Source organism: Acinetobacter sp. 226-1 (assembly GCF_030329325.1).
In the GTDB taxonomy this organism is placed as follows: Bacteria; Pseudomonadota; Gammaproteobacteria; order Pseudomonadales; family Moraxellaceae; genus Acinetobacter; species Acinetobacter sichuanensis.
Genome location: NZ_JACANU010000018.1, coordinates 1 through 12,917 on the forward strand (window position 1 = coordinate 1; position 12,917 = coordinate 12,917).

Consider the following 12,917-nt stretch of genomic DNA (forward strand, 5'->3'; position numbering starts at 1 on the left):
TCTGAAACGTTGCCTGCTTCATCTTTGGCAGTCACGTCAACTTTTTCACCATTAGTTAATGGTGTATCCAAACCAACCGTGAAGTCACCATTTTCATCTGCTGTACCTGAACCTAAAAGGTTGCCATCTGTATCTTTGATTTCAACCGTTGAACCCGGTTCTGCTTTACCTGTAACCGTTGTTCCATCTTCACTGATTACAACATCACTTGGTGCATCTGGTGCTGTGCTGTCTGGTGCAGTCACTTCGGTTTTGTCTGAAATGTTACCTGCTTCATCTTTCGCAGTCACGTCAACTTTTTCACCATTGGTTAATGGATTATCCAAACCAACCGTGAAATCACCATTTTCGTCTGCTGTACCTGAACCTAAGATGTTGCCATCTTTGTCTTTGATTTCAACCGTTGAACCCGGTTCTGCTTTACCTGTAACTGTTGAACCATCTTCACTGATCACAACATCACTTGGTGCATCTGGTGCTGTGCTGTCTGGCGCAGTCACTTCAGTTTTGTCTGAAACGTTGCCTGCTGCATCTTTGGCAGTCACGTCAACTTTTTCACCATTGGTTAATGGTGTATCCAAACCAACCGTGAAGTCACCATTTTCGTCTGCTGTACCTGAACCTAAGATGTTGCCATCTTTGTCTTTGATTTCAACTGTTGAACCTGGTTCTGCTTTACCTGTAACCGTTGAACCATCTTCACTGATTACAACATCACTTGGTGCATCTGGTGCTGTTGTATCTTCGCCTGTGCCACCAGTTTCGCCTGTACCGCCAGTTTCGCCTGTACCGCCAGTTTCGCCTGTACCGCCAGTTTCGCCTGTGCCACCAGTTTCACCTGTACCGCCAGTTTCGCCTGTACCGCCAGTTTCGCCTGTGCCACCAGTTTCGCCCGTGCCACCAGTTTCGCCCGTGCCACCAGTTTCGCCTGTACCGCCAGTTTCACCTGTGCCGCCAGTTTCGCCTGTGCCGCCAGTTTCGCCTGTGCCACCAGTTTCGCCTGTGCCACCAGTTTCGCCTGTGCCACCAGTTTCGCCTGTGCCACCAGTTTCGCCTGTACCGCCAGTTTCGCCTGTACCGCCAGTTTCGCCTGTGCCACCAGTTTCGCCTGTGCCACCAGTTTCGCCTGTGCCACCAGTTTCACCTGTACCGCCAGTTTCGCCTGTACCGCCAGTTTCGCCTGTACCGCCAGTTTCGCCCGTGCCACCAGTTTCACCTGTGCCACCAGTTTCGCCTGTACCGCCAGTTTCGCCTGTACCACCAGTTTCGCCTGTGCCGCCAGTTTCGCCCGTGCCACCAGTTTCGCCTGTACCACCAGTTTCGCCTGTGCCACCAGTTTCGCCTGTGCCACCAGTTTCGCCTGTGCCGCCAGTTTCACCTGTAGCACCATTATTAGAATCATTATCGTCAAGCGATCTATTTAAAAGATAAGCCATTGTGCCGACAGCACCCAGCACTCCAGCCGCAAATGGTACACTGCCATCTGACTCATATAATAAAGGCTGAATATTATCTAACCCAGCATAATTAATAGTGTCTAATGAAACATTATTTAAATCATTAAACTTAACCCAAAGCAATTCATTATTATTTTCTAAAACCAAACTATTATCTAAAGCAAAAAAGTTTTCAATGCGAATCGTTTCGCCATTATCAAGAGTAATGATTAAGTGATCACCCTCTCTAGCAATATTTTTTATCTGATCCTTACGATATTTAAGTACAACAACAGACGGGGCTTTTATTGCAAAACTAGGATTAGTAACCTGAAATGAATTTCCAGTATCCTTAGATACTACTGATATATTTTCCATCTTTTCCACCGTTATCAGATAAATACTGATTTAAAAAAATAATATTATTAAAATCCTACCATGCCACTATGATTTTAGAATCACATAATAATTTTAAGTGTTAAATATATTCTTAATAGTCTATTAAATTAAATTAAATATTTAAGATGTCTAAAGCAGATCGGTTCAACATTAAAATATATGTTACATTTATTTTTTACCATTATTTTTATTTTTATTTTAAATCAATAATTTACAAAATATAAAAACCTTATTAAAAATAGTACTTTTAGTTTATCTAAATGTGTATTTAATATTTATTTATATATATTTTTTTTAATATTTATGTTATTTTTTATTAACCAAAGTAGTGATGAATATCACAATAAAAATATATTTATAATAAAAAATCACATTAATTAAAATAAATGTATAATGTATTAAAAATATCGAAATTTTAAACAATTTATAACCTAAAATTTATATTTTAACTTATACCATCATATTTCTTATTACCTTATATATTTTTGCTCACAAAAAAGCCAGTATAAATACTGGCTTTTTAATAAATTAATTATCTTTCTCTTAATGCTTCTTGTGCTTTATTAAATGGTTTAAGTAAATATTCCATAATCGTTTTTTGCCCTGTTCTAATATCTACTGTCGCAACCATACCAGGTGTAATGGCAAATGATTGCCCAGATTTATTGACCAGTTTATCAACATCAGTTCGAATATAAACACGATAATAAAATTGATCTTGTTTGACTTCATCTCGAATTGTATCTGGTGAAATCACGACAACTTTACCATCTAAGCCGCCATAGATTGAATAATCATAGGCTGTTATTTTCACAAGTGCTGCTTGTCCAGGATGAATAAAAGCGATATCTCTTGGTGAAATACGTGCTTCAATTAATAACTTTTCATCCAATGGAACTAAAGTCATTAATTTTCCATTTTGTGGAATAACCCCACCAATCGTGGTAATTGCGAGTTCTTTCACTACGCCACGCACAGGTGCATAGAAAGTCGAACGTTTTACAGAATCATTACGTCCTGTTACGACTTGTTGTAAAGATTTAATATCTGCGTTGGCTTTGGCTAATTCTTCACGAGCTTTCACATAGTAATCATTACGCTTGTCATTAATCTGATTTTCAAAGTTATTAATATCACGCTTTAAACGTAATACTTCAACTTCTGAAGCAGCTCCTTTTGCAACCAAAGGTTGTGTCATTTGTAATTCGTTTTGCACCAAAGACAATGCGTGTTGTAAACCTTTGATCGACTCTTCTAAATTCCAACGTCTAGAGGTATAAAGTGCTGTTTCTTCTGAAACTAAACTTGGAATCTCATGGACTTCTTTAGGAAAGCTCAACTGAGTACCATTTACTTCAGCTTGTAAACGTGCTGCAGTTGCCTGCATCGCACGTAATTTACTTAAACTTTCACCAACTTGTGATTCAAAACGAGTGGGGTCAATTTGCGCTAAAATTTGCCCTTTTTCAACAATATCACCTTCTTTTACTTCTAGCTTAGTCACGACACCACCATCTAAAGACTGGATGGTTTGTTCTTTAGATGAAGGAATGACTTTACCAGTTCCTGTCGATACTTCTTCTAGTTTGAATATACACGCCCAAACAATAAAAGCAATTAAGCCTAAAGCAACGATCCAAATCACCAAGCTTGATTTGGGTAAAGGTGGCTCAGAAAATTTGAGTGCCGAAGGATTACTTGGACGCTTTAATGTGTCTAAGCCATTTTCTGGTTTTGTTTTATTTTCAGGTAATTGTGCTGAACTCATGCTGAAGTACCTCGTGCATTGGCTTGACTCGAATTCAAGATTTCATTACGAGGACCATCTTTTACGATTTTTCCTTCATGAACCACAATGATACGGTCTACCAATTGCAATACTGCGGGACGATGTGTTGCCACAATCAAAGTTCGATGTGCTGACCATTCTTTTAAGTTATTAATTAAAGTACGTTCAGAAACATCATCTAATGCTGCTGTTGGCTCATCTAATAACAGAATACTTGGATTGCGTAATATAGAACGTGCTAATAATAAAGATTGTTTCTGACCACCAGAAAAACCTGTACCACCTTCAAGCACAACGTGATCTAAGCCTTCTTTTTTCTGCTCTACAATTTCAAGTGCATTTGCCAGTTTTAAAGCATTGATAATGTCATGATCTGTTGCTAATGGTGCACCTAAAGTCAAATTTTCACGAATCGTACCGTAAAAAAGTTGAGCATTTTGATTCAACAAAGTCATATCTCGACGAATATCATCAGGATCAATTAAATTTTGGTCAACGCCATCTAAACTGATTTTGCCTTGAATTGGTGTCTGCATTCCTGCCAATAATTGCAGTAAAGTTGATTTACCTGCGCCATTACGACCTAAAATTGCAATTTTTTCGCCAGCTTTAATTTTTAACTGTGGAATAACTACGGATGGACGAGGATCATCTTCACTATATTTAAATAAAACGCCTTTAAATTCGTAGTGACCTAAAATCGTTGGACGATGAATCAGTTGTGCGCGATCAGGACGATCTACAGGTTTTTTCATTAACTCATCTAAACCTTGCTTCGCCACTTTTGCTTGTTGCCAGCGCCCTAAAACACCCGTAATTTGTGAAATAGGTCCTAACATTCTTGAAGATAAAATCGAACATGCAACCAGCGCACCAGTCGTCATATCCCCTTTCATCACTGCAAAACAGCCCACCAATACGACAACCGCATAAGTCAAACCCTGAATTTTTTGAGTCCATGCATTTAACCAACCAGTAATTTTACGTTGGCGCATACTGACATCGGCTGAAACCTCATTCATGTGATTCCATTGGTTTTGAAATCTGGCTTCTGCACGTAATAATTTAATATCTTCAATGCCTTGAACAGCTTCAACTAAAATCGCATTACGAATAGCACCTTCACGCATGCCTTCTTGTGCGAGCTGTGCAAGCTTCTTTTGCGCCAAAATACTTGGAATAATCATCAATGGCACAACGATGAGCATCACCCAAAATAGGTTGCCACCAATCACCCAAAAAATTGCAAGGAATAATAGGAAGAATGGTAAATCTGCAATTGCACTGATCGTGGTTGAGGTAACAAGTTCACGCACCCCTTCTAACTCACGAATTTGTGAAATAAATGATCCTGTAGATTTAGAACGATCTTTATTACGAATACGTAATGCATGACCAAACACACGATCAGATATTTTCAAATCAGCACGTTTACCGATAATGTCAGACAAATACACCCGTGCCACACGCAAAGTAAATTCAAAAATAGCTGCGATCAGCACCCCACCTGCCAGAACCCACAACGTAGGGACGGATTGTGATGGTACAACACGGTCATACACTTGCATGGAGAAAATAATGGTTGCCAACGCTAAAATATTGGCAATCATGGACGCAACCATAATATCGGTATAGCGTTTCCAATCTTTTAGAACAATGCTCCAAAACCAACTTTGCTCATAGGGCTTAATATATTCATCAACACGCGCATCAGGAATAGATGTTTCTGGTCGGAAAATAAAAACTTGTTTAGCATTGGCTTGTAAGGCTTTTAAATCAAAAGTTTGTGATAAACCTTGATCCCCACTCAGCTGTAGACTTGCGTTACCTTGTTGGTCTACTTTTTCAATAACTGCAACTTGCCCATCTTTAAATTCGATGACTACAGGTAAACGCCAAGGGTTCAGTACATCTTTTGAAAAATCTGCACGACGATAATTTAATCCCAATTGTTTGGTGACAATCTGTAATAAATCATCAATATTCTGATATTTATTCCAATCTAGCTGTAAACGTATTTGCTCTTCTGAGGGCTGAATACGATAATGCTGAGCAACCGTTAAAATGGCTTGCAGCCAAGGTTGATAATTGAGTGTTTGGTTCATTACTGTACTTCAAACCCTTGAATTTTCGTATTATTAAGTTGATAAATATCTCTACTTTTACCAATTACATTGATATAAATCGCAAGTGTGTCATAAATATCGTAACGGGCAGATTCTCGTTCTGCACGAGAACTATGAAAAGACTGTTCAGAACTCAGTAAATCTAAAATAGACCGTTTTCCTAACTTGTATTGTTCTTCGTAAAGTTCACGTGTTTTTGCAGTAGAACGCTCTCGTTCAATTAACACCCAAATTTGCTTGTCCATATTTTCAATATTTTCACGGGCGATTTGCGTAGAATCCATGATATTTAAATAAGTGGCATTCAACTTTGAACGTGCAGCTTGTTCTGCATAACCTGCAGAGCGAATTTGTGAACTGACTGCACCACCCTGATAAAAATTACTACTCATAGAGATACCAATTGAGCTATCAGTATCATCTTCTTTACCTGTATTTGGGTTTTTACCATTCAGTGCTTGATTGAGTGAACCAACCAAAGACACTGTTGGATAACGACTTAACTCCGTTTGTTTCTTTTGACTACGTGCCACTTCTATTTCAGCTTGGGCTGCAATCATGCTCGGAATCGTATTCATTTTTGGAGAGGTATAAAGTTCTGATTTTTTTAAGAAATCATCATGAATAATAAAATCAGTGCGACTAACATCAAAGCCCAATAATGTGCGAAGTTTTTGCTCTTCTTGACGCAATTTATTTTGTTGTGTCAATAAATACGTTTTGGCATATTCTACATAGCTTTGAGCTTGCACAGGATCTGCATAACTACTAATCCCTGCATCGGAACGTAATCGAGCAATTTCATGTAAACGACTCACACCTTTGACTTGATCTTGTGCAATATTAAGTAAAACTCGATATCGCAAAACAGCAATAATGGCACGTGAAGTTTCTGTTGAAATTTCATCAATGCTCACTAAAACATTGGCTTGTTCTGCTTCTAATTTATTTTTTTGCGTATCAACACTGGATTTTACTTTACCAAAATCATAGAGCATCTGATTTGCTTCAATTGTATAGACCTGACGCCCACGATCACTCGAAGTAAAATCACCTGTGTTTAAACCTGCTTTTAACTGCGGATAATATTGTGCTTTTGCCACATCAATATTGGCATTTTGTGCAGCTAAATTTGCCAAAGATTGTGAAATATTTGGATTACGTTTTACTGCAATTTGCACTGCATTTTGTAAACTCAAACGACTTTGTATTTCAGCATTATTATACAAAGGGGCATTATTATCATCTGTCATTGGACGACCAACCACAGGCAATTGTTGATAAATTGGATCTGTTTCAACTTGAAAGTTTGACAACTGACTCAGTTGTACTGTGCTATAAGATTCATCCGCTTGAGGACGAATTAAACTTCCAATATTTTGTTTAATCTCTTGAAAATACCCTTGCCGAGTTTCTGCATAAACCATGCTGTTTAAACATAAACTCAGCGCGATAAAAGTATTTAATTTTTGAATAGAAAATGTGAGATATTTCACTTTACACATGTGTAAACTGTACCTAGAAATAATATTGAATTCTCTGTAATCATTAAATCATTTACATGTTTTGACATTATTTCCCATATATCAAAAATGAAAGACTTTGCTATATCACCGTTTCATTTTTCAACGGTTTAACTGAGAACAACCGACATCTAAATCAAAATTTTGATTATTAATTTTCAAATTGAATAAACAAAACACCAGTGATTAAACCATAAAACTAATAAAATAAAACCTATAACCTGAATATTTTTCAAAATTCATAATCATTATTTTTAGATTACACAACACTTATTATAAAAAATGTGACAAACACCCAATAAAAAAATATTTATCAAAATTAATAAAACTATATTTTAATAAATATTAAAATATAAAGAATGGTATAATCTAATAATTAAATCTATGATTTTAATATATTTGAAATAAACCATATTTAAAATAAGGATTATAATCAAAAGTTACTATATATTTTTATTTAATTTTTCTTTTTATTTATCCACTTATTTAAACAAGATGAAATATTTAATTAGTGCCTGCCTTGTGGGTGAAAATGTTCGTTATGACGGTCAAAACTGTTTACACACTCAACTTAAATCTTTGCTTAAAACAGGTCAAGCCATCATGATTTGCCCCGAAGTTTCAGGTGGACTCAGCACACCTCGCGCTGCTGCTGAAATTGTCGGTGGTGATGGGCATGCAGTACTCAAAGGACAAGCCAAAGTCATTGATACACAAGGTAATGATGTGACTCAGGCTTTTATTCAAGGTGCAGAAAAAACATTAAAACTCGCCCAACATCATCAGGTCACACATGTCATTCTCAAGGCAAATAGCCCTTCCTGTGGTTCTACATGGATTTATGATGGTTCATTTTCAGGAAACAAAATTCACGGTAAAGGTGTTACGACAGCCTTACTTGAACAATATGGTTTTAAAGTCATGACCGAAGATGAGTTTTTAAACCCATTAAAAAGTCTATAAAAAAGAGCGCATAGGCGCTCTTCAATGCTGTAGCCTCAAGGCGTTAATGTCTATACTGATCTTCTGATGGATTTTCTAAATCATTTTCTATGGTATTTTGTGCCATTTTATCTGCCTTAGATGCCCAATAAGTCGCCAATGCAGGTCCAGAAATATTGTGCCATAGACTAAATATTGCGCTAGGTACCGCGGTTATAGGTGAAGCTGCAAAATGAATCGCTGCTAAAGTCACACCTAAACCAGAGTTTTGCATACCGACTTCAATCGAGACAGCTTTGGCATCTGGATAAGGTAATTTCAATAAGCGACTTGCCCAATAACCTAGTAAAAAACCCAAACTGTTATGTAAGATCACCACAACCAAAATCAGCAAACCCGATTGCAAAATAGATGCCTTACTGGCTGCAATAATCGCCGCCACAATCACCACGATGGCAATCACCGATACCAAAGGCATGATTTGAATATATTGTTCAGTTTTTTGTTTGAAGAAAGTTCTCAGTGTCACCCCTAAAATAATGGGGAAAATCACCACTTTCAGAATATCAATAAACATTGAACCAGCATCGATCGGAATCCATTGACTCGCCAACAAATAAAAAATCGTGGGGGTTAAAATCGGGGCTAAAAATGTTGAAATAGAAGTACAAGCAACCGATAAAGCGGTATTGGCTTTAGCCATATAAGCAATGACATTGGAGGCTGTACCACCAGGACAGCAACCCACCAAAATAACACCTACTGCAATTTCAGCAGGCAACTGCAATAACTTGCAAAGCAGATAAGCCAAGCTTGGCATAATCACAAACTGAGCAACTACACCAATCAGCACAGCTTTGGGATTTTGCAACACACCTTTGAAATCATCTACGGTCATGGTCATGCCCATTCCGAGCATGATAATGCCTAACACCCACGGAATATAGGCTTTTAACCATACAAATGCGGCAGGAAAACACAGCGCAATCAATGCAAAGACCACCACCCAAAGCGCGAAGGTCTTTTGCACAAACTGACTAAAACGTAAAATGGCTGCCATAAAGTCCGTCCTGAATCTTTTTTAATTGTCCCAGATTTGTCAGATTTTAATAGAACTTTATACCACTCAGTATTTTTTTCTGGATTATCACAAATTTTCTGTCTCTAAAATCTGCTTTGCCACAACACGTTTTACGCCTGCTGCCAGCATTTCTTGCCATGCATGTTGTAAAGAACCTTGCCAATCAATCGCTTTGGTCGCATCAGAAATCACAAAAGTTTTAAAACCTAGTTTCGCAGCATCCATTGCTGTCCATGCCACACAAAAATCTGTGGCAATCCCAACAATATAAACTGTATCTATACCACGCTCTTTCAAATAACCCGCCAGTCCTGTTGTCGTTTTATGATCCGCTTCCATAAATGCTGAATAACTATCAATCTGAGCATTAAAGCCTTTACGAATCACCAACTGTGCCTGTGGAATATTTAAATCAGGATGAAATTCAGCATCATGCGTACCTTGCACACAATGAGTAGCCCATAGCACCTGTGTACCATATGCCAGTTGAATCGTATCGTAAGCTTTTTTATTCGGATGATTTTCTGCAAAAGAAATATGATTGGCAGGATGCCAGTCTTGAGTCAAAACAATATTATTAAAATGTTGTGCCAGTTGATTAATGGTTGGAATAATCTGTTCTGCATGGGCAACGGCTAAATTTCCCCCAGACGTAAAACCATTTTGCACATCCACCACAATGAGTACCGAATTATGCTGCATATCCATCTTTCTTAACTTAATATTTTACTTCACTTTAGCATATTACAAAAAATTCAGTACATTGCCTCAATTGATCATTTTTATAAAAATGAAGTCTATAAAAAATCCACATCATTGTGGGCTTAAATATATTTTGCATTCTCTAAAGCAAAGTGCTCTTAAATACTTAATCCTTCAATCAATCTTTTTGCCATGATCAAAATTTTAGCTAAAAAAAGTAAAAAATCTAAGAATAATTGTGTCTTTGATCATCTTTAAAAACTCTAAATCTTCATGATTGACTTTTTGTTAAGATAGTTGAGCTAAAAGTTTGATTTAGCGCATTTTGAATCTCTCTAATTTTACTTAGACCTAAGAAGTCGCTGATAAAAGTAGAATATGAAGCTTAAACTGTGAGTTATTTGTTGCTTTTTTTAAAGAATTTCCATGCTTTGAATAAAGTATATTGTTCTCAATCGCTGAATCAGTCATAATTTGCGTAAGCAATATGCAATTATTAAAGTGATTGTTTTTGCTCAAATCAAAATACTGCAACCATCCCAATCTTATTTTTAAATCAGTATATGCGGATGGACACATAGGATATTTTTTCAAAATGACTCAGCAAGCACAGATTCAAGGCTCAATTGTCGCAATCGTCACCCCAATGTTAGAAGATGGCAGCGTAGATTGGAAGGGTCTCGAGAAGCTGGTTGAGTGGCACATAGAACAAGGCACTAATAGCATTGTTGCCGTCGGTACAACTGGCGAAGCATCAACGCTTAGCATGGCAGAACACACAGAAGTAATTAAAGAAATTATCCGTGTTGCCAATAAACGTATTCCAATTATTGCCGGTACTGGTGCAAACTCAACACATGAAGCTATTGAGCTCACCAAAGAAGCAAAAGAACTCGGCGCAGATGCCGCTCTTTTAGTGACACCTTATTATAATAAACCAACTCAGGAAGGTTTATACCAACATTATAAAGCAGTGGCAGCAGCTGTAGATTTACCAATCATTCTTTATAACGTACCAGGTCGTACAGGTGTAGATTTACAAAACGAAACAGCGATTCGTTTAGCTGATCTTCCTCAAATTGTTGGCATTAAAGACGCTACAGGTGATGTACCACGTGGTACAGAACTGATTAATGCGCTAAAAGGTAAAAATATGGCAGTGTATTCAGGTGATGATGCAACTGCATGTGACCTAATCGCTGCAGGCGCGCAAGGAAATATTTCTGTTACAGCAAATATTGCACCTAAAATTATGAGCGAACTTTGTGCTGCTGCAATCGCAGGTGAAATGGATACAGCAAAAGCAAAAGATGCTCAAGTTGCAAAATTAAACAATATTCTATTTTGTGAATCGAACCCAATTCCAGTGAAATGGGCACTACATGAAATGGGATTAATTGGTACAGGTATCCGCCTACCATTAACTCCGCTTGCAGAACAATACCGCACTCCTCTGCGTGACGAACTCAAAGCAGCGGGTGTCATTTAATAAGAGCTTAGTATTATGCAATTACGTTTTGGTTTAACCCTTGCCCTGTTAACTTTAAGTTTAGCGGGTTGTAGTTCTTTAGGAATCAAAAATGGTTCTTTAGACTATAAAAATACAACTGATGTGCAACTGCTTAAATACCCTCAAGGCACAACGATTAGACCATCAACGCCATTGTATCCAGCTCCAGTGGTTGACCCGCTTGCGATTCAACATGCTCCTAAGTTTGAAAACAAGCGCGGCAATCGCTATGACGTACCTCGTCCAGAGTTTACGCAAACAAATTCCGTAACACAAAGCAATAATGATACTGCGACAGCGGTAAGTCGCCCACAACTTTTAACTGATGGAAATGCGAATCCACTGCTTAAAGTTGATGGAGATTCTGCTATAATTTGGCGGTATGCATTAGCAACCCTCAATAGTCTAAATTACAACATCATTGGGCAAAGTAAAAATGTGACTGAAGTTACATTTAAACTTGATAATACCAGTTATGTTTTAAAAATGACTTCTGTAGGCTCAAGTAATACCATTGCTTTGTTTAATGCGAACAACTCTTTTGCAGATAAAGACCAAGCTGCGGAAGTGTTGACCCAGATATACCAAAACTGGCCAGCCTAGTCGTTCTAGGCAATTTTTTTTTGCAAAAGGTTCCCCCATGTTAAAACAAACCTTGCTCTATACTGGTAAAGCGAAATCCGTTTATGAAACAGATAGCGCAGATCATCTAATTCTAGTTTTCCGTGACGATGCTTCAGCATTTAATGGCGAAAAAATAGAGCAACTAGATCGTAAAGGTAAGGTGAATAACCGTTTTAATGCCTTTATCATGGAAAAATTGGCTGCGGCTGGTATCGAAACTCACTTTGAAAAACTTCTTTCTCCAACTGAAGTTTTAGTGAAAAAATTACAAATGATCCCTGTAGAATGCGTAATGCGTAACTATGCTGCAGGTTCATTATGCCGTCGTTTAGGTGTTGAAGAAGGTTTAGAACTGACTCCTCCTACATTTGAATTGTTCTTCAAAGATGACGCTTTAGGCGATCCAATGGTGAACGAGTCTCAAGCGATTGCTTTAGGTTGGGCGAATGCTGAACAATTGGCACAAATGAAAGAACTCACTCAAAAAGTGAATGTTGTACTTAAAGATTTGTTCGCTCAAGGCAACATGCTTCTTGTTGACTTCAAACTCGAATTTGGTGTGTTCCATGACCGTATCGTTTTAGGTGATGAGTTCTCTCCAGATGGTTGCCGTCTATGGGATAAAGACACTAAGAAAAAACTCGACAAAGACCGTTTCCGTCAAGGTTTAGGTGGTGTTGTTGAAGCTTATGAAGAAGTTGCTGCACGTATTGGTGTAGATCTTTCAGACATTTAATCTTAGATTCTGATTATTCAAAAAACCGAGCTTTTTAGCTCGGTTTTTT

At 37.7% G+C, this 12,917-nt stretch carries 10 protein-coding genes; 4 read left to right on the forward strand and 6 right to left on the reverse strand.

The window, feature by feature from the left end; genetic code table 11:
• The 4 genes from HX124_RS16455 to HX124_RS16470 form a co-directional block, all read right to left on the reverse strand.
• Nucleotides 1–1,814: Ig-like domain-containing protein (locus tag HX124_RS16455; protein WP_286384153.1), on the reverse strand; the 1,814-nt coding region annotated here is incomplete at its 3' end.
• Between the two features lie 553 nt (nucleotides 1,815–2,367).
• Nucleotides 2,368–3,603, reverse strand: a complete 1,236-nt coding sequence (locus HX124_RS16460) for an HlyD family type I secretion periplasmic adaptor subunit (protein ID WP_286384154.1) — start codon at nucleotides 3,601–3,603, stop codon at nucleotides 2,368–2,370.
• Nucleotides 3,600–5,729 (reverse strand): type I secretion system permease/ATPase, encoded by a 2,130-nt coding sequence (locus tag HX124_RS16465; RefSeq protein WP_286378387.1) that lies wholly within the window; start codon nucleotides 5,727–5,729, stop codon nucleotides 3,600–3,602. Before HX124_RS16465 ends, HX124_RS16460 begins: the two co-directional genes overlap by 4 nt.
• Complete coding sequence (locus HX124_RS16470) at nucleotides 5,729–7,177, reverse strand: TolC family protein (RefSeq protein WP_502872841.1); 1,449 nt, start codon at nucleotides 7,175–7,177, stop codon at nucleotides 5,729–5,731. Before HX124_RS16470 ends, HX124_RS16465 begins: the two co-directional genes overlap by 1 nt.
• Nucleotides 7,178–7,768: 591 nt before the next feature.
• On the opposite strand from HX124_RS16470, the gene HX124_RS16475 reads away from it, so the two are divergent.
• Nucleotides 7,769–8,236: a 2-thiouracil desulfurase family protein gene (locus tag HX124_RS16475; protein WP_286384156.1), complete on the forward strand. Its 468-nt coding sequence runs from the start codon at nucleotides 7,769–7,771 to the stop codon at nucleotides 8,234–8,236.
• A 43-nt stretch (nucleotides 8,237–8,279) separates the two neighbouring features.
• On the opposite strand, the gene HX124_RS16480 is transcribed toward HX124_RS16475, so the two are convergent.
• Both HX124_RS16480 and pncA read right to left on the reverse strand, forming a co-directional pair.
• Nucleotides 8,280–9,275, reverse strand: a complete 996-nt coding sequence (locus HX124_RS16480) for a bile acid:sodium symporter family protein (protein ID WP_286384157.1) — start codon at nucleotides 9,273–9,275, stop codon at nucleotides 8,280–8,282.
• Nucleotides 9,276–9,362: 87 nt separating this feature from the next.
• Nucleotides 9,363–9,998 (reverse strand): bifunctional nicotinamidase/pyrazinamidase, encoded by a 636-nt coding sequence (gene pncA / locus HX124_RS16485; protein WP_107009073.1) that lies wholly within the window; start codon nucleotides 9,996–9,998, stop codon nucleotides 9,363–9,365.
• Between the two features lie 595 nt (nucleotides 9,999–10,593).
• Here pncA and dapA point away from each other — a divergent pair.
• From dapA to purC, 3 genes are read left to right on the forward strand one after another with little or no spacing between them, the layout of a single operon-like run.
• A complete protein-coding gene (gene dapA / locus HX124_RS16490) occupies nucleotides 10,594–11,487 on the forward strand; it encodes a 4-hydroxy-tetrahydrodipicolinate synthase (protein WP_107009071.1) in 894 nt (297 codons plus the stop codon).
• A 15-nt stretch (nucleotides 11,488–11,502) separates the two neighbouring features.
• Complete coding sequence (locus HX124_RS16495) at nucleotides 11,503–12,111, forward strand: lipoprotein-34 precursor (NlpB) (RefSeq protein ID WP_107009070.1); 609 nt, start codon at nucleotides 11,503–11,505, stop codon at nucleotides 12,109–12,111.
• A gap of 37 nt (nucleotides 12,112–12,148) precedes the next feature.
• The gene (gene purC / locus HX124_RS16500; RefSeq protein WP_068975543.1) at nucleotides 12,149–12,868 is read left to right on the forward strand and encodes a phosphoribosylaminoimidazolesuccinocarboxamide synthase; all 720 of its coding nucleotides are present in this window, start codon (nucleotides 12,149–12,151) and stop codon (nucleotides 12,866–12,868) included.
• The last annotated feature ends 49 nt before the right edge of the window (nucleotides 12,869–12,917 follow it).